The sequence below is a fragment of the Melioribacter sulfuriphilus genome (genome assembly GCF_051488685.1).
In the GTDB taxonomy this organism is placed as follows: Bacteria; Bacteroidota; Ignavibacteria; order Ignavibacteriales; family Melioribacteraceae; genus Melioribacter.
Window position 1 is genome coordinate 31,765 of record NZ_JBPSEH010000001.1, and the last position, 25,727, is coordinate 57,491.

Consider the following 25,727-nt stretch of genomic DNA (forward strand, 5'->3'; position numbering starts at 1 on the left):
CGTAGTTTTCAATTTTTAATGAATTCGTCTTTTACTGGTTTATCTTTTATTAGTATAAAATCGGGCAAAGTAAAGTCAATTTCTTTTTCGGTCACAAGATTTTCGGGGTAATATTCACTTGCCGGTTTTCCGAATAATTTTACTTTGTCCACCTTATTATCAATGAAATAAATCACTGCACTTTGTGAACTCGATTTTATCAAACCGTTAGGTTTATTTTCTTCATAAAGGTAATAAATACTCAGCATATTTCCACTTACAACCGTTTTATTCAATTTGCCACTTTCAAAAAACATTTCGAATTGTGCACCAGAAATCTGGTCGTATCTTTTTGGATAGTCAATATTCTGCGTGACAAGAAGTGCATTTAACGTTGTTTCGGAATCCGATTTAATTATCATTCTTTCCAGTTTATTATTATCGGTTATAATATCGATTGTGTCCCCAAGAATCTGCGTATTTTCATTCCATATTACAGGCGCCATTTGATCGTTCGGTAATTTGTATGTAAAAATTCTATCTTTATCTCTATAATAAATGGTAAAGTTATTTACCGAAGCAAATTTTCCTTTAAGTATCCTAACAGAATCGGTGCAAATCAGTCGATTTGTAGAATCCGAATACGATTCCATAATTTTAGCTTTTACAAACAATGTATCCTTTTCACCAGATTCGAGTGTGTCAATCTTCATCAGGAAGGCATTGCCGGTTACTTTCGAGTAATCGTTTTTACTTTCCAGATAATTACCTTTAATCAACATACTGTTATTCAAATCTTTCAAGATGACGTTATTAAAAGCAAACGTAGTATTCTCGTTTCTGTAATTTATCAAACTGTCTGTTTGGAGAATTAAAGATGTGTCAATCACTGTTACGTTGCCCGCAGCGACTGCTTTATCGGCGTCATCGTAATAATAGAAACGGTCGGCATTTAATTTTGTCACCAAATCGTGTATAACGACATTGCCATAGAAGAATGCTCTTTTTTCGTCGTAATAATAATAACCGTTATCTGCAGTCAACGTTATATGACCATCTGTGTAAAATACTCCGTTATTTGAAAAACTAATTTTTGAGTCGTCATAATAAAATCCACGGGTTGTTTTTATTACAATGCTATCCTGTAGAATTATAACATTTCCGATCAATTCAGCTCTTTCTTTTGTAATGTATTGAATGGCAGTATCACACTTTATAATAACATTGTCCTGATACATAACCACGTTGCCGTGTACTTCGCGTATTGTTTCACCGTTAATTCTTTTGCCAATTAGGCTGTCGCCTTCTACACGTAATATATTACCCTGTCCGTATATTATAGAAAAAGAGAGCAGCATTATAAAAATTGTTTTCTTCAACGTTCATTTCCGTTTTTAATGATTGCAGAATAAGTAATTCTGAAAATTGTGTAGTTACTCATTTGCTGGTCCGATAGGAAACCGTAACCCTCAATAATCTCATCCTTCGATCTAATCGATACAAATTTGTCAGTTAGAATTTTTTTATCGGAATTTCTCCACATCAGTTCGCTCGTAGTTAATACAGTACCGCTATCGTTAACAGCCATCACACTGTCGTAAGCAAACATATCCATCGTTCTGTCGTCCACTTTACCTCGAAGAGAAGTGAGGGTGGTAGTTTTTTTATTTTTGTCATAAAAATCGATTTTCACTCCTTCGAGTAAAGTTATTTTTTTTTCGTCGTATTTTCGGAGATGGTCGGCATATAAAATTGCTTTCAGTATCCCGTCGTTACTGAATACAATTCTGGAATTCCAGCTTTCGTGAGCGGGTATTTCACTTTCAGCAGGAGTATCCGAAATCACGGGTTTCAGATTTTCATCTGAGCATGTTGTAATTATCAGTACTGACAGTATCAGAAAAAATTTTTTCATCTTCTTTGCAAGCCGAGTTTAACAAGGTCGTGCAGATGTACTATTCCCACAGGAATTCTGGAATCGTTAATTACAATTAGAGAAGTAATATTGTATTTTTCCATTTCTTGCAGAGCAAACGATGCCAGGAGGTCGGGCTTTATAGTTTTAGGATTTTTGGTCATGACGTCGGCGGCTTTCAGGTCTTTCAAGTCGAGTGTTTTTTCGAGAAGTCGTCTTAAGTCGCCGTCGGTTATTATGCCAGTTAATGTACCATTTTCGTTCACCACGCACGTAGTCCCGAGTCGTTTCGAAGTGATTTCGTAAATAGTGTCCTTCAATGAAGTCTTTTCATTTACAATTGGAATGTCTTTTCCTTTAATCATTATTTCTTCGATACGCAGCGAAAGTCTTTTGCCCAGGCTGCCTGCAGGGTGAAGCAAAGCAAAATCCTCCGGTGTAAAACCTCTCATCTCCAGAAGAGCAATGGCGAGTGCATCTCCCATTGCCAGTGCAGCGGTGGTCGAAGCCGTTGGAACCAGATCGTGCGGACAGGCTTCCTGCTCGACAGATACATTCAAACAGACGTCGCATTCTCTGCCAAGTTTTGATTCGCGGGCTCCAATCATTCCGATTATCTTTACATCAATTCTTTTGAACATTGGGATAAGATTCAATAATTCATCGGTATTACCACTTTTGGAAATCATAATAACCACATCGTCTTTTCTTACCATGCCGAGGTCGCCATGAAGTGCGTCGGTCGGATGCATAAAGATAGCAGCTGTACCCGTAGAATTCATGGTGGCTACTATTTTCCGGGCAATCAATCCCGACTTTCCCATGCCTGTAAAGACAACTCTTCCCTTCGATGAAAGAATAATCTTTACGGCTTTTACAAATGAATCATCGATACTTTTTTCCAATCCGAGTACGGCTTCCCCCTCGATCTTTATCACTTCCTTTCCTTTTGATATAATTTGTTCTTCCGACACTTATTGCCTCTTTTTTGTTTTAAATAAAGAAAATAAATCGAATATACTTTTACTTTTTGGTATTTCATTTAACTCAAGTTTAATATCAAGCCTTCTAATATATTTGTTGTAGAAATACAATCCTCTTATAAAATCTTCATCTTCGAACTCATCAATATTTTCAAACAAATAATCTGGATTACCGACAATTTTTGGCGATTGGATTTTTTTAGCCCGCATTATTTCATTGAATAAATTTGATAGAGGAATCAAGTAATTTAAGCCCGTCTCAAATTCATAAAGCCATATTCTTTTGAGTTGAGGCGCTATTGCGAGCAGATATTTATTTTTTACAATTTCAATTTCTCTAACTCTGGAATTGTCGAAAGGAGCTTTCACACCGGGTACCCAGTTTGCGAATGTTTCGATGTTCAAGAGCCTGCCGTATTGACTAAGCTTTTCGTCCTTAGAAATTTCGATTTCGAAAACATCATCTTCAAGAGAAGAAATTGTAATATACACTTCTGCATTTTCATATTTAATTCTTCCCACCGAAATTGGAGTTGTTGCATAAATATCCAGATTATTTTTACCGCTATTATTTTTGGGTACAAGAATTAATTTGTAAGAATCTTGAATCTGTTCGTTTGATAAATCAATTCTTTTTAAAACAAAAGAATTTTCGATTTTATTTCGGATTGATCTATAACCAGGTTTGTTTTCGGGAAGAATGGCAAAAAGCCATTTTTTTTCGAGAGTATTGATTTTTGTATCAAAGTTCATCTTTAACGTCAAGATAGTCTAAAATTTCCTTAAAAATTTCTTTTGTGTTAGTACCATTAAGAATAAAATCGACCACTCTTCTTACTTCCCGGCGTGCGGTGCGAGGCGCCGCCGAAAGTCCACACAAATTCAGTAACGGTATGTCGAGTATGTCGTCCCCCACATAAAAAGTATTTTCACAATCGATATTCATTTTTTTCAAAAGAAGTCTGGCAGAGGATACTTTATCGATACTTCCGTATACAACATAACAATTTTCTATATCCTTCAGTTTTTCAACTAATTCATCTTTCTGTCTGGCAGTGATGATGGCAATTGCGAGATTACGATTTTTAAATTCTTTGGAGTACTCAGCAACGGATTCAATCAAAAGTTCTGCATCGTTTTCATTCTGAATAAGCACGCCGTCGAGGTCAAAAACAAATAATTTAATATTGTTCAGTTTCTCTTTTATATTAATATTCACTTTTCACTATCTCGTCGAATTTCTTAATCAAAATCAGCAAATCCTCGAGTTGATTCAATGGGAGCTGACTTCCCGAGTCGCTCAAAGCTTTTGGAGGATCTGGATGAACTTCGAGAAAGAGTCCATCGATACCCACAGCGGCAGCAGCTTTTGCGAGCGTTTTTATAAATCTCGGCTGGCCTCCGCTTATTCCTCCTTTACTCGGAATTTGAACCGAGTGCGTTGCATCCATAATTACCGGATATCCGGTCTCTTTCATTATTTCCAGACTCCTCATATCGACAATTAAATTATGGTAGCCAAATGTGGTGCCTCTCTCTGTCAATAAAATTTTTTTATTGCCAGTCGATTCAATTTTTTCCACAACGAATTTCATATCTTCTGGTGCAAGGAATTGCCCTTTTTTAACATTGACGGCTTTACTTGTTTTACCAGCGGCTATTAATAATTCCGTCTGCCTGCAAAGGAAAGCTGGAATCTGGAGTATATCTACAACCTCAGCTGCAGTTTTAACTTCCGGTTCTGTATGAACATCGGTTAAAACTGGAAGACCTAAAGAATCCTTTACTTCTTTCAGTATTGCAAACGCTTCATCTTCTGGTAATCCTGTAAAAGAATTGAGACTTGTGCGATTTGCTTTTTTGTAACTCGATTTGAAAATGTATGGAATTCCTAATTTCGAAGTAATTTTCTTAATTTCCTCTGCGGTGCGCAGTGTAATTTCTCTGTTCTCGATCACGCATGGACCGGCAATAAGAACGAAACGATTTCCCCCGCCGATTTCTATATTATTAATCTTCAGCATCATTAAAATAGAGATTGTTGATTGTTATGGATTCCGCGTTTACGATTAAAGCGAGCGTATGCCAGTTCGGTGGCTTCTCTGCCGCGTGGAGTCCTTTGAATAAAACCTTGTTGAATTAAAAACGGTTCATAGACTTCTTCAATTGTACCTGCATCTTCGTTGACTGCCACGGATATTGTATTTAACCCGACTGGGCCACCGTTGAATTTTTCAATTATTGTAAGGATAATTTCTTTGTCCATTTCGTCGAGACCATCTTCATCAACTTCGAGTGCAGAGAGTGCTTTGCGCGCAATTTCGACGTCGATATATTTTTTATTTTCATAATCGGCAAAGTCCCTTGTTCTGCGAAGCAATCGGTTAGCTATTCTTGGAGTTCCTCTTGAACGTTTTGAAATCTCCTCGGCTGCAAGGTCATCAATCTCGATGTTTAAGAGGCGCGCCGAGCGATTAATTATTTTTTTAATGAGAGAACTGTCGTAATAGTCGAGCCGTGCTTTAATACCGAAACGGTCTCGCAGAGGAGCCGTCAAAAGACCAGCACGCGTTGTTGCTCCAATTAGAGTATACTTTGGCAACTTAATCTGGACAGTTCTGGCATTTGGTCCACTGTCGATCATAATATCGAGTTTAAAGTCTTCCATTGCAGAATAGAGGTATTCTTCGACAACTGGACTCAAACGATGTATTTCGTCGATAAAAAGGACAGAATGTTCTTCGAGATTTGTCAATAAACCTGCGAGGTCCCCTGGTTTTTCAAGAACGGGACCTGAAGTTACTTTAATCTTAACCCCCATTTCATTTGCAATAATATGAGCAAGGGTTGTTTTGCCTAATCCTGGTGGACCTGTAAGCAATACATGATCCAGACTATCACCTCTTTTAAGAGCAGCGCCGATAAATACTTTCAGATTGTCTGTAATTTTACTCTGACCCGTAAACTCGTTAAAAGTTCTGGGGCGCAGAGTTTGTTCAACTCTAATATCCTCGTTATTTGCAGCGGGATTTAGATTCTCGGTTCTTTTCTTCAACTTCGGGCTACCTCTTTTTTGAATGTCAATTTATACTTTTCTATACCCCATACCATAATAATCATCGCAGCAATCATAACAATTGCACAGCAAACAGACAAATATAGATTCATACTCTTTGCAAAAATGGTATTAAGTCCCGGTACCCATGCACTGCCGTAAAGGATTATTACATGCACCGCATAAACAACGAGTGTATGCCTTCCAATCCATTTGACAATATCAGGAATGCTATCAAGTTTAACTGCAATATACGACATAATGCTATTCAGTACTATTACAGCCCCCAATCTCAACAAAATAAAATAATAAGCATCTTTTTGGAGTTCGTTCAGATAGTTAATGAAAAGAAAGAGGTGTGCAGCAATTATAAGAACAATACCGATTATTAATAAATTTTTGCTGAAGCGGCGTGAGGTAAAGACATCAGGATTTTTTGCCAGATAACTGCCAAGCAGAGCACCGCTTATGACATAACCTGTCCACGGGAAAAGAGGAAACAGAGAGCCCGTTTTATGATAAAAATATGCTGCCAGTGGAACGGGCATATACGCTGTCCACTGAATATTTTCAGTAAAAGGATGGATGATAAAAAAGAAAAGTGCTCCTAGTAAAAAAACAATATAGCTGTTGATTTTAAAAGTTTCGCTGATATATTCAAAGATCAGAATAAATAACAAGCCGAAACCAATCAAGTGGAGCGCATCTACAGTAAAGAAAATATACCACTGTTCTAAAGAAACACTCTGATAATCGATCAAAGTTGCTGTGGGGAATCGAAGTAGATAGCCGATTAAGAGCAGAGTGATAACACGTTTAAATCCTTTGTATACTCTCAGATTTTCCCAGAAAGGGTGATTTTGAAGTTTGAGGAGATAAGTAAATACAACACCTGAAGTAAACATAAAAATTGGTGCTGTAAAACCACGCTTTATTAACCAGAGTTGGTATAACCATGAATCTGGATTGCGGAACTGGTCTGCGAGGAAAGTATCGGTTGTGTGGCCTTCGACCATCATCAAAACAGCAAGGGCACGCATTAAGTCGAGGTATATTATTCTTCGAGGGGAGATATTCATCTTCTGTTCTGTTCAACCCATTTTTTCAAAAAGTCGATAATTTCTTTAGTTGGAGTACCTGGTGTAAAAAGTTCACCTACACCCATTTCCTTGAGTTTTTTTAGGTCCTCATCAGGAATGATACCGCCGCCGAATAGTAAGACATCATTGAGATTTTTTTCTTTCATCAATTCGAGAATTCGTGGAAAGATAGTCATGTGAGCGCCCGAAAGAATACTGATACCAATAGCATCCACGTCCTCCTGCAATGCCGCTTCAACAATCATTTCGGGAGTTTGTCTTAGCCCCGTGTAGATTACTTCCATTCCAGCGTCCCTCAAAGCCGCCGCAACAACTTTTGCACCCCTATCGTGTCCGTCGAGCCCTGCTTTGGCTACCAATACTCTAATTCTGCGATCCATAATAACCTCATTATTTTTATATCACTAAAATAAAATGGTTTAAAGGAAAAGACAATTTGTCATCTGTGGGACTTGATGTACCTTTCGTAAAATCGGCGTGCGATTTCGAGGTCCTTAGGTGTATCAACAGAAAGGCTGTCGTATTGGGTCAAAACCACTTTAATTTTAACTCCGTGTTCCAGCATTCTAAGTTGTTCAAGCTTTTCAATCCTTTCAAGATCAGTTTGCTTCCATGAAGTAAATTTAAGCAGAGTTTCTCTCCTGTAGACGTAGAGTCCTATGTGTTTATACATTTCTCCAGTTTCTACACGTTCGAGATTTGTTTTCGCATCCCTTACGTATGGAATTGGCGAGCGCGAAAAATAGAGAGCAAAGTTATTATAATCGAAGACTACTTTTACAACAGAGGGGGATTTCATTTCTTCGACCGTTGAAATTCTTCTAATCAGTGTGGAGACTTCCACGTCTTTATCGAAAAGCAAAGGTTCAATGGCTTCGTCAATCATTTTGCCCTGGATAAAAGGCTCGTCGCCCTGAATGTTTACGAAAATTGATGCTTCTGGCAAATGTTCTGCTACGATTGCAATCCTGTCGGTGCCGGAATTAACTTCTTTCGGAGTCATATATACTTCGGCTCCGAAATCTTTGACCACTCGATAAACTTTGTCGTCGTCAACAGCAATTACTATTTTATCGACCAGTTTCGACCTCTTTGCATTCATCCACGTATGCTGAATCATCGGCATACCTCCAATGTCTGCAAGAGGTTTACCCATAAGCCTGGTTGAAGCGAAACGAGCGGGAATTACACCGACAATCATATTAGAACAATTTATTTATTGATGACTTTGGGAACTTTAAAGAACTCTTCGTCTCTGGAAGGGGCGTTTTTTAGAGCATCGGCACGGTCTATCGACGCAACCAGCTTATCCTCCCTGAACACATTGACATTTTCAATCGGATGAGACAGCGGTTCAACTGTTTCTGTGTTTAACTCGTTCAGTTTTTCCATGTAATTAAGTATCTCATTCAGTTCTGCAGTATAACTTTCGAGCTCTTCGTCATTAAATCTCAATCGGGCAAGTCGAGCAATATATTCGACTTCCCTTTTCGTAACAGACATAAAATCTTTCTCCTTTAATTAGTTGGAATAGAATCCTTTACTATTGAATGTTCCCACCACAAAAGAACCTTCGCCATTAAACGGGTTGTTTTTTATTCTCACCATCAATGTATGATTCCTGTCCCCTCTTTTGGGACTTTTATACGAAATCAAATAAAAGCTGTTTGCAAATTTATCTACTTCCAATTTTATTTGCTCGAATCTGGAATTCAATTCTGATATATGGGATATCGGATAATAACCTGCAGTTCCAATTGAATTTAAAACAGCTGGTTGAATTTCTGGTCCAAGTCCAACTGCAAATACAATTTTGTTATAGACAGAATTGACTGCTTCAGTTAAAGTGTGCGAACCCTGGGTATCTCTACCATCGGTAAAAAGAATCATAAAGCTTTGAATAACGCTATCGGCAGTAAAAACATCTTTGAGTAAAGACGCGCCTTTAATCACTGCGCCATATAAATCAGTCGACGAATAACCAGGCTGATATCGCTGAATGCTTCGCATTAGGGAATCGGTGTCGCTTGTAAAATTAGCAAGTATTTCTGTCTGTTCAGAAAATTGCATAATAGAAAATTCCTGCTCATTGTATTTATTAGAAATAAATTCCACAGCGGCGTTTCTAACTTCGTCAATGTCGTTGTTCAGACTTGTACTGTTATCCAGTAACAAAAGTGTTCGTAATTTATAATTGATCCCTTCTCTTTTATTTATTGACAATTTAGACTCGGAAGGTGAAAGTGGTTCGCCGTCCTCAAATACTTCGAAGTCGGAAGATTGAAGATTCGTTACACCCTTCCCCGTAAGGTCGAAAACCTGCAGCAATACATAAACGTTGCTGGGTTCAGACGTTTCAACTTTATAGAGCTTTATCACATAGCCAGAAGTAGCAGCTTGACCGGATTCTATAGTAGTAAAACTCCAGATCGGTCCGGCTATTTTAGAACCATCACTGAAATAAGCCGTTACTTGCCAGTAATATGTAGTTGATGCTTTAAGATTCGTTAAAAGATACGAAGGCTCACTCAGACTGTCTGCATAAATAATACTCGGCGGATAAGTTTCTCCAAAATATAAATCGTATCTAATAGCATTGTCTGCCTGCCATTTCAACGTAACAACGGTCGAAACTCCAGTTTTGTTGTTTTCTGGAGAGGGAGAATGAGGAACATTTGTATCGTTAATAAAAGGTTCGGTTCCAGCCTCTTTCTCAAACTGGCAGCCCGACAATACAAATGCTAAAATTATAGAGTATTTTGCTATCTGTTTTATCAAATCCATAAATTCATTTTATGCAATTCAAATATAATCAGATTGGTAAAAAGAATTGGCTTTTTATTTATTATACTCATATTTCTATTGCTTTTGTAGACAGCCAAAAGCTATTTACACATTTGTTGATTCATAAAATTCAACTACAAAGTTGCTATAATTTTTCTATATAGCCAATTCTTTTTTTCAACGAAGGATGGCTGTAGAAGAACCACTCGATCAACGGGTGTGGTTCTTTATCGACGAGATTTTGTTCAGACAGAGAAATGAGCGTACTTATAAATTCCTCTTTTCCACCCGTTATTTTGACTGCAAATTCGTCCGCTTCATGTTCATATTTTCGCGATATAAAGTTCATAGCTGGAGTGAATACTATCAAGATCAATCCCATACATATCAATAACAAGGGAAGTGCGGCAAGCCGGTAAATATTGTCAAAACCGAACCACTCTACAGCTTTCGCATAAAATCCCGCAGTTAAATAAAAGCTCGTAAAACTGAATACAGCTCCGATAAAAATATTTTTTATTAAATGTTTTTTCTTATAATGACCGAGTTCGTGGGCAATTATAGTTATTATCTGCTGAGGAGAATAATTCTCGAGTAGTGTATCTGCCAATAAAATTCTTTTGGCTTTACCCAGTCCGGTAAATGCGGCATTCGCTTTTCTGGTATTCTTGCTCATATTGAATTTCATAACAGATTCAACTTGAAGCCCCGCATTCTTAATCAGCTCTTTGATTCTATCTTTTATTAAATCATTTTCGATTGGTGTAATTTGATAAAAAAGCGGTATCAATACGAAAGGTGCTATTCTGGCAAGCAACACCGAAAACAAAAAAGTTACAACGCCGAATGGCAACCACCATAAATCTCCAAACTTTTGGAGTATCCAGTAAAAAATCAAAACAAGCGGCAACCCGATAACGCCGCTTACCAGAGCACCTTTGAGTTTATCTATAATCCATCCAAAAATATTTTGATTCGATAAATTGTATTTATGCTCAAGTAAATATTCCTCATAAAAATCGATGGGTAAAAGAATCACGGATAAAATTATCAGGGCAATGGATACAAATAAAATCAAAGCTATGTATGCATTGCTACTCAAAGAAATAACAAATTGTTCAAGGCGAGTGCTCCACCCTGTGGCTATAAATACAATGAGTATGATGAATGACAGAGCAGTTTTAGAAATAGAGAGAAGAATTTTAATCCGGCTATATTCTTTAGACCTGTCTTCATATTTGTCTGACAACATTCCTTTCAACCCATCCTACTTTTCCGTCTGGTAGTTTAATTTTCACCCATTCACCTACTTTATCGATAAGTTCCATTTTTAATCCTTCGTGCACTACAAATGCATCGTTACTATTATCGTCGGGAGCAACTTTAACGCTGTAAACATTTTCGACTAAAATTCCGTAATGCATCGATACTTCCCTGTTGTACCTTGTATAAAGAATTAACGACAAAACTATCAGAATCGGGAGGGCAAATGAAGCCGAAAAGAAAGAGATTTTCTGGATCTTAATTTTTTTCGATAGGAAGTATCCACCTAAACTTGCAATAAAAATAAGATAAACTACAATTACAACGGCTGCCCATCCATCGAGCGAAAGTGAAGTGACAATTGCATCCCACCATTCAACCAGGAAAATGCGCGGTACTTCTTCCACCTTATCGACCGTTCTTGCTCTGGCTATGCGAAGATTATATTCGAGATCCTCGTCGCCCGGTTTAAGTTTAAGTCCCTTTTCATAATAAAGTATAGCGTAACCAATTTTACCTGACTTGAAATATGCATTGCCAAGGTTGTAATAAAGCTCGGGGCTTTCATAACCAGCGTTTAATATTTCATTATAAATCTCGATTGACCTGTCGTAATTCTGCTGTCGATAATATTCATTGGCTTGTTTAAATAACTCTTCTGCAGACTGAGCATTCAAATTCAAACTCAGAACCAGCATTAAAAAGACTGTTAATCGCAGTATCATTTTTTCTTCTCCAGATATGAATCGATTTCTACTATTGTTTTAACTGCGTTATCATAAAATTCATTGGCAGAAATTACAGTTTCAGATTTTGGAGCAAATCTAACATATTCACATTTTTCAGCAATGTCTTTGATTTTGTCCAATAAATCTGCGGGCACATTATATACCGCTAATTTATTCAGAGCCAGTTCAATTGTAAATTCGGATTTATCGATGCCCAATTTATCCTCGAGATATCCGAAAAGGGCTGAGGACAATTCAGAATAGAATTTCTCGATGTCGTTTCCATCGAGAGCTTTTCTTGCCAATTTCAATCTTTTCTTAGCGGCTTGTTCAGCTTTTCTGTACTTGAGCAAACGAACATCACTTTGAATCCTATTCTTCCTCCTGTTGACAAAAATCAATATTGTTAGAATCAGAGGTGAAAAAATGAGAGTAATCCAGAACCATGGTTTTATTAATCTTTCATTTTCTTTTTTCATTAAACTCAAATCTGAAGTTTTGATATATCTTATATCTTCGCTCAGTAGTTTAATATCTTCTTTAGAAAATCCCGCAGTTTCAGATTCGTATTCGCCCATACCCTTTAATATGGTAATTTCGTATTCGGTTGATTTTATTGTCACATATTTTTGCGTTGAAGGATTGAAATAAGAAAATTCAATTGAAGGGATAACTTTTTTACCAGCAGTTCTTGGAACAATTAGATATTCGGCAATCTTCTGGCCTGATATAACGGAACTGCGATTGATGTTTTCATAGACTTTCGGATCATATTTTTCGACCCCTGCCGGCAAAGGAGGCTCAGGTACAGTCAATAGTTTTATATTGCCTGTTCCGGAAATCGTATATCTCAACGTAATGCTTTCATTTGTGTAAGCTTCCTTTTTGTCGATTTCTGTTTTAAAAGTAAAATTACCGACCGCACCGTCAAACGACGGCGGAACGTTTTCCGATGGCAATGGCATTACATTTATTTTCAATGTATTCGAACGAGCTGTGTATTCTATTGTTTCAGTTCTACCAAAGAAGGAATCGTTAAAAAACTCGTCAAAGATATCGTTACCTGTTCGTTTGCGTCTGATAATAATTGGGACATTCAATTCAAAAGGCGTAACACTTAGAGTTCCCGCTCTTGTTGGGAACAATGCAACTTTTTTAATTTCAGCTACGCGGTATCTTTCACCTTTGTAAGTTCCTATCGTAAAATTGATGGTCTGTCTCGGTTCAATTTCTTCAGCCCAGAATCCCTGATACTGAGGTAATTTGGTTATTTGAGGCGAGGCTATATTTACTTTTGTATAAAGCTTATAGGTTACAGTTACTTGCTCTCCTACGTATGCACGGGTTTTACTTGGTATGGCTAATATAAAAACACTTTTGGCTAACTCTTCTTCCGAAATTCCTCCTGTTGATGTTTTATTATTCTGTGGAGAACCTTTAACTACATTTATAGTTATCGGTTCCGTTTTGTAAGTCTTCCCTTCGAAATTGATTTGTGCAATACCGATAGTAAACTTTCCAATATTGGAAGGCTGGAGTATGTAAGAATAAGTCAGAGATGCAGAGACCTTGCCGTTTATGATTTGCATGCTTGTAGATTGGTTTGGACCGCTGAGAACTCTAAAACCCTCAAAAGATGGCGGTCTGAAATTAGTCAAATTATGGATCGATTCGCCTTCGAATATAAAATAGACCTGAAATTGCTCGTATTGCGATACGGTTGTTCTGTCAACACTTGCACTGAAACTTTGCGCCGCAATATTAATCAGTGCACCGATCCAGATTAAAATTAAGACTACAAACTTTATTCTTCCTTTTTCCATATACCACCTGGTATTGAATTACCAATCCTTTTCTGTCTTTACAGGTTTACCTTCCATTTTACGTAATTTTTTCTGCAATTCTTTTTCATTGTCTTTCATGGCTTCAAGAATCCTCTGGGCCTCTTCTTTTGAAATCTGATTTCTCTGTTGCTGCTGTTGTTGTTTCTGATTCTGTTGATCTTTTTTATCCTTCTGATTGTCCTGATTGTTTTTATTGTTCTGATTTTTATCCTGGTTTTTATTCTGGTCTTGATTTTGATCTTTGTTCTGATCCTTATTCTGATTCTTATTTTGATTCTGGTTCTGATTTTGTTGCTGTTTTAATTTATTTAAAGCGTAAGAAAGATTATACTTTGTTTCAAGGTCGTCAGGATTAAGTTTAAGAGCATTCTTATAAGCTTCGATGCTTTCATTATATTTTTCGGATTTCAATAACGAGTTGCCAATATTGTGAAATATCTTTGCCTTCATCAACTTATCGTCCGTAAACGAGAGGGCATTTTTGAATGATTGAATCGCTTCGCTGTATCTGCCCTGTTTATAGTATGCATCACCCAGATTGAAATGACCTTCGAACAAATCATTCTTTTTTTCGAGACTTTTCTTAAAATTCACTTCGGCTTCGGTATATTTCTGTTCTTTATAAAGTTCGGCGCCTTCGTTAATTAAATCTCTTATGCTTTGACCGGCTACAATTCCGTTAAGTAAAATAATAATCAGCCATGAGATAATTTTCTTCATTCCGATGCCTCTCTCAAATTTACAATTTTTGTAACAAGAGAACTCTTATTGTAAGAAACAAAGAAATCGATCAGCAATAAAATAATGGCGGGCACAAGAAAATAATAAAATCGATCTTCATAATCAGTAATTCTTTTGGCACCGTATTCCGTCTCTTCAATTTTTGCGAGATCATTGAAAATTGCTTCCAGTTCATCTTCTGTATTGGTACCGTGATAGTACTTTCCCCCTGTTTCACTGGCAATTTTTTTTAGAATTTCTTCATTGAGTCGTGTTAATACAATTTCGCCGTTAGGATCTTTTTTATAACCAACCTGAATTCCGTCTTGATTATAAACCGGGATCGGCACTCCCGATACAGAACCGAGTCCTATGGAATATATTACCACGTTTTTGTCATTAGCTTTTTCGATCGAAGCGTCGATATCACCTTCGTGGTCTTCGCCGTCGGTTATTAAAATTATTGCTTTCTGAGTTGGGTCGTCGTATTTAAATGAATTTAATGCCAGATCGATAGCAGCAGCAATTGCTGTTCCCTGCTGTGGAACCGAGTTGATATCGACAGCATTCAAAAACAAATTTGCAGCATTGTAATCCGTCGTAAGTGGGAATTGAATGTAAGCCCTGCCGGCAAAAACAATCAAGCCCAACCGATCGCCCTGAAGTCTTCTAATTAATTTCGATATTTCGTATTTGGCTTTTTCAAGACGATTCGGTTTTATATCTTCCGCCTGCATACTTTTCGATACGTCGAGCAATATATAAACATCAAAACCGACCTGTTTGACTTCTTCGACCTTTGTACCCACTTGCGGATTAGCCAGTGCAATCATAAGGGAAAAAAGAGCCACAAGGAAGAGAACAAACTTAAGATGTTTTTTAGCGCTGCTTGATGCTGGCATTAAGATTGGGTACAAAGGTGAGTTGGCAAATTGCTTGATAAGATGAATCTGTTTTTTATGGAAATAAAAATATAAAAATGCCAGTAGCGGTATCAAGAACAATCCGTATAAAAATTCAATATGTTCAAAGCGTATCATACTCAAGGCAGTTTTCTTAAATAAAATTTTGCTATTGAAAATTCAAGCAACAGAAATAACAATCCGCCGAATGCCCATGGAAAATACAATTCTTTAGCATGGCGATAAGAAGTAACTTCTACTTTAGTTTTTTCGAGTTTATCGATCTCGTCATAAATTTCGGCAAGTTTACGGTTGTTTGTTGCACGGAAATATTTACCGCCCGTAATTTCTGAAATCTGTTTTAGCAAATTTTCGTCGATTTCCACCGGCACCATCTGACGTCGGATGCCGAAGGGCGTTTGAAAAGGATAAGGAGCTTCGCCAAGCGATCCAACTCCAACAGTATAGATCCTGATGCCGAATTTCTGGGCAATTTGCGCAGCTGTAATCGGGTCAATTTCTCCAGCATTATTAACCCCGTCGGTCAATAATATCATCACTTTACTTTTTGCATTGCTGTCTTTGAGCCTGTTAACCCCGTTAGCAATTGCGTTACCGATCGCTGTGCCATCCAGTATCATACCGCTTTTAATTTCAGATAGTAGATTCCGTAACACATTATAATCGATTGTTAGCGGACATTGAGTAAAACTTTCTCCTGCGAATATAACGAGTCCGATTCTGTCGTTTGTCCTTCCTGCAATAAAATCACCGATAACATCTTTTGCAGCTTCGAGACGATTTGGTTTGAAATCTTCTGCCAGCATACTACCCGAGACGTCAAGCACTATTGCGATATCGATCCCTTCTGTATAAATATTTTCTCCACTCGAGAAGGTTTGAGGCCGCGCCAATGCAACTATGAGAAATGCAATCCCGACGAGTCTCAATGCTTGAGGCAAATGGACTAATTTTTCCCTGAGACTCTTTGGTACATCGTCCAAAAGTTTCAATGACGAAAAGAGAAGCGAAGGAGAATATTTATTGCGTTTTTTCCAGTAGAAATAAAAAAGCAAAGGCAGCAATAGCAGTAAATATAAGACCCATTGATTTGCGAATTCGATATCCTTAAACATTTGCCGCAGCCTCTACTTCGTTTTTAGGTATGAATACAGTTTCTTCGACAATCTCGTAGGCTTGTCTCATCATTTCTTCATTCACTTCTGGGAGTGGTTCGAATTTAGCAAACTTAACCATATCAGCATTACTAAAGAATTTTTCTGCCGTATCGATTATGTTTCTTCCGTCTTTGCTCTTTTTTAGTTCGTCAATAATTTCGGCAGATGTTTGCTCCAGTGCATTGAATCCAAATCTCTCCTCGAAATATCTCCTGATAATTTCAGTTATTTCGCTGTGATACTCTTTTATAAATCCTTGTTGCCACAACTTCTTTCCTTCAAGCTCTTTAAGCGAAGCCAGCGCTTTCTCATGCGGTGGTATCTTGATAACCGCTTCTTCCTCAGTCATACTCTTCTTCTTTTTCCAGTAACGATAGCCAACATAAATGAGCATAAGTAAAATTAAGATGCCAATGATTATCAATAAAATTGCTATCCAGTTGAGTGGTATCGTAACAGGAGCTTTTACATCCTGGATATCTTTTTCAGGGTCGGTTTTTAATGTATGTACATTAATCGTCAAACCCTCGACTGCGGCAAAACCGGTGTCGTTACCAGCAACATATTTAATGTAGAACGATGGAATGGTTACCCGGGCTGAATCGTAGTAAGAAAAAAGATAGCTGTGCTTTTCGATTATTCTATTGTCAACTCGTTTAATCTCCGTACTGAGCGTATCAATAAATTCAAGATTCTTCAAAGAATCTTTTATTGAAGGCAGTAAAATTTTTATATCTGGCGAGTGAACAATTTCGAGTTGATATTTTATATAGTCGCCAATTTTATAATCGGATGTATCAGTTGTTGCTCTAAGCAAAACCTGTTGCGCATTAATTAACTGTGAAATTAAGAACAAAAAAAGAAAAATATTTGAATAACCGTATTTTACCATCTTCTTTCTCGCATCTTAAAAAATTCTACCAGCGGCTTAACATAGGCCTGGCTTGTATCTATTTCTATGGAATCGATCCTTCCGGAAACAAAAATCGATTTCCTGTATTCTTTCAATCTTCTGATTGTTTCTGAATAATTTACTTCGAAGTTCCTGCTGTTAGTATCAACATATCTTATTTCACCAGTTTCGGGGTCGTGAAACTTAATAAGTCCGAATCCATAAAGTTCTTTTTCTCTTCTGTCGTTAAGAACAATTCCTACAAGGTCATGCTTTTTTCCAACTATTCGGAGAACCTTATCATAGCCCTCATCCAGAAAGTCTGATATCAAAAAAACAATTGCTCTTTTTTTAATTGCATGATTGAGGTATTCGAGAGCCTGTTTGATATTGGTTTCATTTCCGCGAGGTTCGAAGGAAAGCACTTCCCTGATTAATCGAAACGAATGAGTCTTCCCTTTCTTAGGAGGAATGAATTTTTCAATTCGATCTGTAAATAAAATCAATCCAACTTTGTCGTTGTTTTTCAGGGCTGAGAATGCAAGTATGGCACTCAATTCGGCAGCTAATCTTTGTTTGTTTTTTTCATTACTTCCGAAAAGTAACGAGCCACTCATATCTACCATTAGAATAACAGTCAGTTCGCGTTCTTCTTCAAAGACTTTTATGTAGGGATGTCCAAAACGTGCCGTCACGTTCCAATCGATATTCCTGATATCGTCGCCCACTTGATATTCACGCACTTCGGCAAATTCCATTCCACGCCCTTTAAATACCGAATGGTACTCGCCTGAGAACAATTCATTGACAAGTCCTCTTGTACGTATTTCGATATGTCTTACTTGTTTGAGTATATCTTTGGTAGTCATCTTCAATCTGAATATTAAGGCACTTCCACTCTATTAAGTATTGTCTGAATAATTTTTTCGGAAGTAATTTCTTCGGCTTCAGCTTCGTAAGTTACTGCAATTCTGTGCCTCAGAACGTCGTAGCAAATAGAACGGACGTCTTCGGGAATTACATATCCTCTTCTTCTAATAAAGGCCATGGCTCTTGCGCCCAGCGCGAGATTAATAGAAGCTCTTGGAGAAGCGCCGTAACTAATAAGGTCGGTGAGTTCGTCCAGACCGTAATCTTTTGGATTTCTTGTAGCAAACACAATATCGAGTATATATTTTTCAACTTTCTCATCCATATAAACTTCGTGTACAAGATTTCTCGCACGCAGAATGTCGTCAGGATTTATGACCTGTTTAACTTCGGGTAAATTATTAGACGAATTTAGTTTCATTATCTTTAGTTCTTCCTCTCTGGAAGGATATGTAATTTTAACTTTCAGCATGAAACGGTCGACCTGTGCTTCGGGCAAAGGATATGTTCCTTCCTGTTCAATCGGGTTCTGAGTGGCCAGAACGAGAAATGGCTCGTCAAGTTTGAACGTCGTATCACCGATTGTCACCTGTCGTTCCTGCATGGCTTCAAGCAATGCACTTTGAACTTTAGCAGGCGCTCTATTAATTTCGTCTGCAAGTATAAAATTCGCAAATACAGGTCCTTTTTTAATTGCAAAGTTGCCATCCTTTTGATTATAAATTAACGTACCGACTAAATCTGCAGGTAATAAATCCGGTGTGAACTGAATTCTTTGAAACTTTGCTTTCATTGACGATGCAAGAGTTTTTATGGCAAGAGTTTTTGCCAGGCCTGGAACTCCTTCTAAGAGCACATGCCCGTTGCTCAATAATCCAATAACCAGCCGTTCGAGCATATATTTTTGACCGACAATAACTTTGCCGATCTCATTAAACAGAATGTCAATGAACTCGCTTTCACGTCTGATTTTTTCGTTTAATGCCGAAATGTCCAATTTGCCACCTCAATATTTTTTAAAATCGTACGGTTTAACAAAACTTGTATGTAAAAGTTTCTATAAATTTTACGAGGTGTAAATATAAAAATATTCGAACAGAGTAGTGCAATTCAATTCAGGTAAGAGAATTTTATAAATTTATTAAATTTAGTGTCAATAAAAAGAGGTTTCTGATGAAAAAAATAGTTACCCTTTTTCTAATATTAATTTTCGGATGTGCTACACAACCGAACATTGAATACAAGGAATATAAGGATAAACTGATTGAAACTGCCAGAAGATGTTACGACCGTCAGCTTTTCTGGGGCTCTGGAGGGGATATCAGTGTAAAGATTCCCGGCACAAATAAGTTTATTGTTAAATCAACTGGATATTCGCTCGGGTACCTCGACTACGACAAAATTACGACTATGACATTTGACAATGATGTGATTGAAGGAAGGACTCCTTCGCACGAAGCTCCTATTCACGGTAACATCTACAAAATTAGAAAAGATGTGGGTGCAATTCTTCATATGCACGCTCCTTATTCAACTGCATGGGCAACCGCTGGTATGAAAGTGCCTCCAGTAACTCAGCAATCCGTTAAGCTACTCGCAAAGAGCGGTATCGTTAAATACTATCCAGTAGGATCAAACGAGCTTATCGATGAAATTACCAATTTATATAAAGACGAAGTTATAAAAGTAGTATTCATGGAAAATCACGGTGTATTCGTCGTTGGCAAAGATCTCGACGAACTGCTAAACAATGCAGAACTTGTCGAGAACACTGCTCGTATAGCTTATTTGTTAAAATCAATTGGTACACCAAAGGAGTTCAAGTTCGAGTAGCAAATCGATTTGAATAACTATCAGAAACACCAACTCGAATAAAATGACGAGCTTATATTTTATTAGTCAAAGAAAATGGATGATTAACAAACAACTCTAAGCTAAAAGGCGGTTGATATATTCATAATTTTATTCCTTTAATTCTGACAACCAGCCAATTTTTTTGTTATCTATTTATTGCTGAATATGAAGTCATTGGGATTGTAACCGTTTTGTTTCAAAATTGAAAAAATTTGTTCCATGACTTTATTTTCTAATTCAGGGGTACGACTTAAAATCCATCCATATTTTCGAGAAGGTGTTCCCACTATTGCCCATTTGTAATCCTTATCCAGTCCGATAATCCAATAATCGCCCCACACAGGTCGCCAACCCAAAATGCTGAAAAAACTTACTTCAAGTTTAGAATTCGTTTTTTTATCGACAATTCTTGCCACACCTTCAACTTTATCTAATTCACCCTCTTTATCGATACAGGAGTTTACCACTTTTATTTTGCCATCTTCAGTTATTGTGTAAAGTGCAGTTGTTCCTTTAATACAATCATCCTGAAATTTATTTTGTATTTTTGCAATTTCGTACCAGAGACCAGCATACTTATTAATATCGACGTGGTCAACTGTTTTAAGTTGCTTGTTCTGTGCAAATAATAAACCAGCTAAAAGAAACATAAGAGAAAGATTTTTCACACTCCTCCGTTAATTTTATAAATCCAAAATTAATTTCAGATTTTCTTCTGTAACTTTCAATAATCCATTGGGAATAAGTCTCGGCGTAAGATCTTTCCAATTTTTATCTTTGTCAAAGACTTCTTTGAAAAGCTTGAGAGCGTCTTCCACTTTTCCGTTATTGGCCAGAGTAACAGCCGTCCAGTATTTCATTTCAAGGTTTTCGGGAAACATTTTCATAGCAGCTGAATATTCTTTCATAGCAGTTTCCATGTCATTTTTTTCAACAGCCAGATCGCCGTTATTCATATGCTCGTATGCGCGGTGTACTTTAAGTAACCTTTTAATTTCTTTTATCGGTTCGGGGTGGTCGTCTACTCTTAAGTCGATCAATTTATCGATCCATATTTTACCCGTTGGTTTACCAGAAAAGACCAATAAAGCGGCAGATTGTTTGCCTCTGATATCGCCGCCAGCATTTTCTGCTGCTTCTAATGCAGCCACCATTCTCTCGGCAAGTGGACCTTTTGAATTTTCAAATGCATTTGACATTGCACTCCAAATTTTGTCGTTCGACATTAAATTGGCTTGAACTGAGTAATTTTTCCCTTCGATGTGTCCGGCAGGCTGAATGCAATTCTTGCCCGTAAAAGCTGCCACATTTCCTCTGGCATCGAGGATGGCTAACTGTCTGTATTCCCTTCCTTCATCTTCTTTGAGAAGTTGATCTACAGCTTCTTTCGGACTATATCCTTTTTTCAGAAGTTCCAATCCTTTCGGTCCGAAAGATACATTGACAAACGATTGAGTAGCCACAACTCCAACTCCTGCTTCTCCCCAGCAAACTACAGTGCCAACAGAAAACCAATGCGATTGAACGGCAACGCCAATTTCGCCCGTAGTTGAATCGTAAGCAACAATGGAATAAGTGTGGGCTAAAGGAATATCGCCGTAAAATGTTTGTGCCGTCATAACGACGAATGGAATTAATAACAAGTATATTATCTTCTTCATAACTTAATCTCCCGATTGATGTAATAAAAATAATGCATGGAATAAGATTAGTCAATTTATTTGCTATTCACAGAGACAGGATATATTTTCAACAATCACAATTTATTAATTTACGGGAGTACAAATGAAATTAAGCAAAATATTCGTATTACTTCTCATTTCTGCAACAGTAAGTTTAGCTCAGCAGGAATCCATTCTGAAGACAGCGGAAGATTCGATCAGTTATAGCGTAGGACAAAGTATCGGGAAGAATATCAGTGACCCTCAATTAAATATTAATTATGAAGTTTTGTATCACGGCTTGAAAGATCAATCGGAAGGAAAGTCACTTTTGACCGAAAGTCAGATTCAGACAATGATGATCAGACTAAATCAAAAACTGATTGCAATGCGCAATGCCAGGATCGACGAACAAAAAGTAAAGAACAAAAAGGCAGCTGATGAATTTCTAACTGAGAATAAAAACAAAGAAGGCGTAGTTACTCTTCCAAGCGGATTACAATACAAAGTACTAGTAAAGGGCGATGGTCCTTCGCCAAAAGAAAATAGTATAGTAAAAGTGCATTACAAGGGGACAACAATCGATGGTAAAGTTTTCGACAGTTCTTACGACAGAGGCGAACCCGCTGAATTCGAACTCAATAGAGTTATAAAAGGCTGGACGGAAGCATTACAATTGATGCACGTCGGCGATAAGTGGGTGCTTTACATTCCACCGGAATTGGGTTATGGAGAAACTGGAGCCGGCGAGGTTATCGAACCGAATTCACTCTTGATTTTTGAAGTTGAACTGCTGGAAGTAAAATAAAAGAGGGAGGCAATGCCTCCCTTCCTTTTTAAGCTAAATTTTTTTCTTCCAGCCAATGTTGTGCATCTAAAGCCGCCATACATCCTGTACCTGCTGCTGTAATAGCCTGTCTGTATTTTTTATCTGCAACATCACCTGCAGCGAACACACCTTCTACGCTAGTATGAGTGCTACCAGGTTTAGTAATTATATATCCCGTTTCATCCATTTCGAGCTGGCCTTTGAAAAGCGATGTATTGGGTTGATGTCCGATTGCTATAAAAATTCCATCGGCTTGAATTTCTGTTGTCGAACCGTCTTTAGTATTTTGGAGAATTGCACCGGTAACAGATTTTCTTCCGTTTTCTTCTTTACCCAGTATTTCTTTGATAACGGAATTTGTTATGAATTTTATTTTTGGATTTTTTTGTGCGCGTTCGAGCATAATTTTAGAAGCTCTGAATTCATCTCTTCGGTGTATAATTGTAACTTCAGAAGCAAATTTTGTTAAATAAGTAGCTTCTTCCATTGCAGTATCGCCACCACCAACTACGAGCACTTTCAAATCTTTAAAGAAAAATCCATCGCACGTTGCACATGCCGACACTCCGTATCCCATATATTTCTTTTCGCTCTCGAGTCCAAGTAATTTTGCTGATGCTCCTGTGGCAATAATTACAGAATCTGCTGTGTGAATTTCGTTCTCAGCTTTAATTACAAAGGGACGTTTTGAAAAGTCGACTTCTGTTACATTTTTGAATATACATTTGGCACCAAATTTACAAGCCTGTTTTCTCATTATGTCCATTAATTCAGGTCCTTGAATCCCGTTTTCGAATCCAGGATAATTTTCTACTTCGGTCGTTATTGTCAACTGTCCACCGGGTTGCATCCCTTCAAAAACATAAGGATTCAAATTTGCTCTTCCAGTATATAATGCAGCTGTTAAACCCGCCGGTCCCGATCCAATGATAATTACTTTGTGATGATTATTATTCATAATATCTCCCGTATTTTAATTTCGTTAGATGTAAATATATTCAATCCGTTTCAGAATCAAGCAGAAATTTTGCGTTTCGTTTTAGACCATTTACTTTCGACCTTTTGATTGGGCTAATAGAAAACTTTTCTTTGAACTCTTCCTCAGTGATATTTTGAATATCTTCAATTAATAATTCTTTCCCGATCAACGGCTTGAAAGCTTCCTCGTTAGTAGACGAAGAAAATTTTTTATTCCATGGACATACATCCTGACAGATATCGCAACCGAAAAGCCAGCTGTTAAACTTACCTTTGAACTCCCGCGGTATCTCCCCTTTATTCTCGATTGTTAAGTATGAAATGCATTTGTTAGCATCAACAACGTAATCCTGAACAATGGCATTTGTAGGACATGCATCGATACAAGCTCGACACGTTCCACATAGTTCATTTACTGGTCCAGTATATTCGAATTCCCGATTATTTATTAATGTGGCAATAAAAAACCAGCTGCCTAAATATCGGTTTATGATATTAGAATGCTTTCCCATCCAGCCGAGGCCGGCTTTAAGAGCCCATACTTTATCCATTACAGGACCTGTATCTACATAAGATTTCGATATAAAGCCCTCGTCCAGATTCTTTAGTTCTTCTTCGAGTAGTTCGAGTTTATCCCATATAATCAGGTGATAATCTTTACCCCAGGCATATCTTGAAATTTTTCCGTGTCCCGGCAAATTAGAATGCTTTTCGTCTGTATAATAATTCAGCCCCAAACTGATAATTGATTTTGCTTCGGGCAATATTTTTTTAACGTCCTCTCTTTTTTCGATATTTCTTTCCATGTATTGCATGCCAGCGTGGTATTTTCGATCGAGCCATTGAGCGAGCCTGTCTGCTTCATCTCGTAAAATTTGATATGGAGCAAAACCGATTAAATCGAATCCAATTTCTCTTGCTTTTTCAATTACGATTTCATTTGTAAGTTTCATAATTTGACCGAAAATTCTGTATTGTTTTTCACCAATCCGGGAATCGATCGGTAATTTTCACGAATACATCGTCTCCGATTAATTTTACTTCATATACAGGTATACCACGACTCCCATTAGGCAAACGGCCATCTTTCAAATTAAATTTCCAGCCATGCAAAGGACAAATTACATATTCGTTTTCAATAATACCGTCATACATAAGATGAGTCTTTTGATGCGGACAAATATTACTTATAGCATATACATTATTATCGATTTTGAATAATGCAATTTCCACATCATCAACAAAGAATTGTTTCCCTTCTTCTTCTTTTAATTCATTGATTTTGCAGACTTTTACAAAACCGTCGGGTACCTTCATGGCAGTTTATCGAATTTTTCTTTGATAACGATTGTTCCCTTTTCATTGCGCTCGAGCGTTGCGGCAGCACTAAATGGGTCGTGCTCAAAAAACAAAATCCAGTTTTCCTCAACCGCTCTGTTAAGTATTTCAGTTTTCTCTTTCAAAGTTACCAGCGGTTGGAGGTCGTATCCCATAATGTATGGCAAAGGAATATGTGAGGTAAACGGGAACAGGTCGGCACAGTAAAGGAGTGTCGTATCCGAATCGCAAATTCGAACAAGTTGCTGCGCAAATGTGTGTCCGTTAACTTCGATTAGTTCAATTCCTTCAGTAAGTTTTTGATCACCTTCTGTAAAAACAACCCTATTTTTATCTACAAGAGGTTGATACCGCTCATTAAAGTAACTCGCTTTATCTCTCAAAGAAGGGTTCATTGCCCATTCATATTGCTTTTTCTGAATATAATAAGTGGCATTGGGAAATGAGGGTTGCCACTCGCCGTCAACTAATTTTGTTGCTCCTCCCGTATGGTCAAAATGTAAATGCGTTATAATAACATCCGTTATTTCTTCATGACGTATGCCGTTTTGCAACAACGACTTTTCCATTGAAAAGAGTGAATTATCGATACAATAAATGCTTGAAAATTTTTCGCTCCAGTTTGCGCCGACACCTGTATCAATTAAAATTTTTCTTTCTGGAGAATTTAAGAGAAGACAGCGCGCATGCAAAACAATCCTGTTATTTTCGTCGGGGGGATTTGTCTTTTCCCACAATATTTTCGGTACAACGCCAAACATAGCGCCGCCGTCGAGTTTGAAACTGCATGTCTCAAGTGGAATCAGTTGATATCTATCTATTTTCATTAATTTTTCTTATGTTTTTTGGAAAAA

29 protein-coding genes are annotated in these 25,727 nt (G+C 37.5%); 2 read left to right on the forward strand and 27 right to left on the reverse strand.

What is annotated here, in order from left to right:
* Positions 1–8: 8 nt before the first annotated feature.
* The 21 genes from ACSSV9_RS00145 to ACSSV9_RS00245 form a co-directional block, all read right to left on the reverse strand.
* The gene (locus ACSSV9_RS00145; protein WP_437345207.1) at positions 9–1,358 is read right to left on the reverse strand and encodes an OstA-like protein; all 1,350 of its coding nucleotides are present in this window, start codon (positions 1,356–1,358) and stop codon (positions 9–11) included.
* Positions 1,355–1,894: an LPS export ABC transporter periplasmic protein LptC gene (lptC, locus tag ACSSV9_RS00150; protein WP_437345208.1), complete on the reverse strand. Its 540-nt coding sequence runs from the start codon at positions 1,892–1,894 to the stop codon at positions 1,355–1,357. Before lptC ends, ACSSV9_RS00145 begins: the two co-directional genes overlap by 4 nt.
* Positions 1,891–2,868: a KpsF/GutQ family sugar-phosphate isomerase gene (locus tag ACSSV9_RS00155; protein WP_437345209.1), complete on the reverse strand. Its 978-nt coding sequence runs from the start codon at positions 2,866–2,868 to the stop codon at positions 1,891–1,893. The genes lptC and ACSSV9_RS00155 overlap by 4 nt, the downstream gene beginning before the upstream one ends.
* Complete coding sequence (locus ACSSV9_RS00160; RefSeq protein ID WP_437345210.1) at positions 2,869–3,630, reverse strand: hypothetical protein; 762 nt, start codon at positions 3,628–3,630, stop codon at positions 2,869–2,871. It lies immediately after the preceding gene.
* The gene (locus tag ACSSV9_RS00165; RefSeq protein ID WP_437345211.1) at positions 3,620–4,096 is read right to left on the reverse strand and encodes an HAD hydrolase family protein; all 477 of its coding nucleotides are present in this window, start codon (positions 4,094–4,096) and stop codon (positions 3,620–3,622) included. Before ACSSV9_RS00165 ends, ACSSV9_RS00160 begins: the two co-directional genes overlap by 11 nt.
* Positions 4,086–4,910, reverse strand: coding sequence for a 3-deoxy-8-phosphooctulonate synthase (gene kdsA, locus ACSSV9_RS00170; protein WP_437345782.1), 825 nt, complete (start codon positions 4,908–4,910; stop codon positions 4,086–4,088). The genes ACSSV9_RS00165 and kdsA overlap by 11 nt, the downstream gene beginning before the upstream one ends.
* The gene (ruvB, locus tag ACSSV9_RS00175) at positions 4,904–5,932 is read right to left on the reverse strand and encodes a Holliday junction branch migration DNA helicase RuvB (RefSeq protein ID WP_437345212.1); all 1,029 of its coding nucleotides are present in this window, start codon (positions 5,930–5,932) and stop codon (positions 4,904–4,906) included. The genes kdsA and ruvB overlap by 7 nt, the downstream gene beginning before the upstream one ends.
* Positions 5,929–7,011, reverse strand: a complete 1,083-nt coding sequence (locus ACSSV9_RS00180) for a heparan-alpha-glucosaminide N-acetyltransferase domain-containing protein (protein ID WP_437345213.1) — start codon at positions 7,009–7,011, stop codon at positions 5,929–5,931. The genes ruvB and ACSSV9_RS00180 overlap by 4 nt, the downstream gene beginning before the upstream one ends.
* Complete coding sequence (locus ACSSV9_RS00185) at positions 7,008–7,412, reverse strand: cobalamin B12-binding domain-containing protein (protein WP_437345214.1); 405 nt, start codon at positions 7,410–7,412, stop codon at positions 7,008–7,010. Before ACSSV9_RS00185 ends, ACSSV9_RS00180 begins: the two co-directional genes overlap by 4 nt.
* A 59-nt stretch (positions 7,413–7,471) precedes the next feature.
* Positions 7,472–8,233 carry a 3-deoxy-manno-octulosonate cytidylyltransferase gene (kdsB, locus tag ACSSV9_RS00190; protein ID WP_437345215.1) on the reverse strand — a complete coding sequence of 254 codons (762 nt, stop codon included), beginning with the start codon at positions 8,231–8,233 and terminating at the stop codon, positions 7,472–7,474.
* Between the two features lie 11 nt (positions 8,234–8,244).
* Entirely contained in the window at positions 8,245–8,535 is a 291-nt protein-coding gene (gene gatC, locus ACSSV9_RS00195; RefSeq protein WP_437345216.1) for an Asp-tRNA(Asn)/Glu-tRNA(Gln) amidotransferase subunit GatC, read from the reverse strand.
* Positions 8,536–8,553: 18 nt separating this feature from the next.
* The gene (locus tag ACSSV9_RS00200; protein ID WP_437345217.1) at positions 8,554–9,816 is read right to left on the reverse strand and encodes a VWA domain-containing protein; all 1,263 of its coding nucleotides are present in this window, start codon (positions 9,814–9,816) and stop codon (positions 8,554–8,556) included.
* Between the two features lie 145 nt (positions 9,817–9,961).
* On the reverse strand, positions 9,962–11,068 hold the full coding sequence (locus ACSSV9_RS00205; protein WP_437345218.1) for a M48 family metallopeptidase: 1,107 nt from the start codon (positions 11,066–11,068) through the stop codon (positions 9,962–9,964).
* Positions 11,049–11,804 carry a tetratricopeptide repeat protein gene (locus tag ACSSV9_RS00210; protein WP_437345219.1) on the reverse strand — a complete coding sequence of 252 codons (756 nt, stop codon included), beginning with the start codon at positions 11,802–11,804 and terminating at the stop codon, positions 11,049–11,051. Before ACSSV9_RS00210 ends, ACSSV9_RS00205 begins: the two co-directional genes overlap by 20 nt.
* Positions 11,801–13,630 (reverse strand): BatD family protein, encoded by a 1,830-nt coding sequence (locus ACSSV9_RS00215; protein ID WP_437345220.1) that lies wholly within the window; start codon positions 13,628–13,630, stop codon positions 11,801–11,803. Before ACSSV9_RS00215 ends, ACSSV9_RS00210 begins: the two co-directional genes overlap by 4 nt.
* 18 nt (positions 13,631–13,648) lie before the next feature.
* Positions 13,649–14,371, reverse strand: coding sequence for a tetratricopeptide repeat protein (locus tag ACSSV9_RS00220; RefSeq protein ID WP_437345221.1), 723 nt, complete (start codon positions 14,369–14,371; stop codon positions 13,649–13,651).
* A complete protein-coding gene (locus ACSSV9_RS00225; protein ID WP_437345222.1) occupies positions 14,368–15,411 on the reverse strand; it encodes a VWA domain-containing protein in 1,044 nt (347 codons plus the stop codon). The genes ACSSV9_RS00220 and ACSSV9_RS00225 overlap by 4 nt, the downstream gene beginning before the upstream one ends.
* A gap of 2 nt (positions 15,412–15,413) precedes the next feature.
* Positions 15,414–16,409 carry a vWA domain-containing protein gene (locus ACSSV9_RS00230; protein WP_437345223.1) on the reverse strand — a complete coding sequence of 332 codons (996 nt, stop codon included), beginning with the start codon at positions 16,407–16,409 and terminating at the stop codon, positions 15,414–15,416.
* The gene (locus ACSSV9_RS00235; protein WP_437345224.1) at positions 16,402–17,343 is read right to left on the reverse strand and encodes a hypothetical protein; all 942 of its coding nucleotides are present in this window, start codon (positions 17,341–17,343) and stop codon (positions 16,402–16,404) included. Before ACSSV9_RS00235 ends, ACSSV9_RS00230 begins: the two co-directional genes overlap by 8 nt.
* Positions 17,337–18,212 (reverse strand): DUF58 domain-containing protein, encoded by an 876-nt coding sequence (locus tag ACSSV9_RS00240; RefSeq protein ID WP_437345225.1) that lies wholly within the window; start codon positions 18,210–18,212, stop codon positions 17,337–17,339. The genes ACSSV9_RS00235 and ACSSV9_RS00240 overlap by 7 nt, the downstream gene beginning before the upstream one ends.
* Before the next feature lie 14 nt (positions 18,213–18,226).
* The gene (locus ACSSV9_RS00245) at positions 18,227–19,210 is read right to left on the reverse strand and encodes an AAA family ATPase (protein ID WP_437345226.1); all 984 of its coding nucleotides are present in this window, start codon (positions 19,208–19,210) and stop codon (positions 18,227–18,229) included.
* Positions 19,211–19,386: 176 nt separating this feature from the next.
* Between ACSSV9_RS00245 and ACSSV9_RS00250 the strand changes: the two genes are divergently transcribed.
* Positions 19,387–20,046, forward strand: a complete 660-nt coding sequence (locus tag ACSSV9_RS00250; protein ID WP_437345227.1) for a class II aldolase/adducin family protein — start codon at positions 19,387–19,389, stop codon at positions 20,044–20,046.
* A 170-nt stretch (positions 20,047–20,216) separates the two neighbouring features.
* Here ACSSV9_RS00250 and ACSSV9_RS00255 read toward each other — a convergent pair whose 3' ends face one another.
* On the reverse strand, positions 20,217–20,735 hold the full coding sequence (locus ACSSV9_RS00255) for a lipocalin family protein (protein WP_437345228.1): 519 nt from the start codon (positions 20,733–20,735) through the stop codon (positions 20,217–20,219).
* A gap of 15 nt (positions 20,736–20,750) precedes the next feature.
* A complete protein-coding gene (locus ACSSV9_RS00260; RefSeq protein WP_437345229.1) occupies positions 20,751–21,728 on the reverse strand; it encodes a DUF1028 domain-containing protein in 978 nt (325 codons plus the stop codon).
* Positions 21,729–21,852: 124 nt separating this feature from the next.
* Here ACSSV9_RS00260 and bamJ point away from each other — a divergent pair, with 124 nt between their 5' ends.
* Positions 21,853–22,536, forward strand: coding sequence for a BamJ family beta-barrel-assembly machinery protein (bamJ, locus tag ACSSV9_RS00265; RefSeq protein ID WP_437345230.1), 684 nt, complete (start codon positions 21,853–21,855; stop codon positions 22,534–22,536).
* 28 nt (positions 22,537–22,564) lie between these two features.
* On the opposite strand, the gene trxB is transcribed toward bamJ, so the two are convergent.
* The 4 genes from trxB to ACSSV9_RS00285 are packed head-to-tail and all read right to left on the reverse strand — an operon-like array spanning position 22,565 to position 25,700.
* A complete protein-coding gene (gene trxB, locus ACSSV9_RS00270; RefSeq protein ID WP_437345231.1) occupies positions 22,565–23,515 on the reverse strand; it encodes a thioredoxin-disulfide reductase in 951 nt (316 codons plus the stop codon).
* A gap of 40 nt (positions 23,516–23,555) precedes the next feature.
* Positions 23,556–24,488 carry a tRNA epoxyqueuosine(34) reductase QueG gene (gene queG, locus ACSSV9_RS00275; protein WP_437345232.1) on the reverse strand — a complete coding sequence of 311 codons (933 nt, stop codon included), beginning with the start codon at positions 24,486–24,488 and terminating at the stop codon, positions 23,556–23,558.
* Positions 24,489–24,516: 28 nt separating this feature from the next.
* Complete coding sequence (gene nirD, locus ACSSV9_RS00280) at positions 24,517–24,852, reverse strand: nitrite reductase small subunit NirD (protein ID WP_437345233.1); 336 nt, start codon at positions 24,850–24,852, stop codon at positions 24,517–24,519.
* The gene (locus ACSSV9_RS00285) at positions 24,849–25,700 is read right to left on the reverse strand and encodes an MBL fold metallo-hydrolase (protein WP_437345234.1); all 852 of its coding nucleotides are present in this window, start codon (positions 25,698–25,700) and stop codon (positions 24,849–24,851) included. Before ACSSV9_RS00285 ends, nirD begins: the two co-directional genes overlap by 4 nt.
* Between the last annotated feature and the right edge of the window lie 27 nt (positions 25,701–25,727).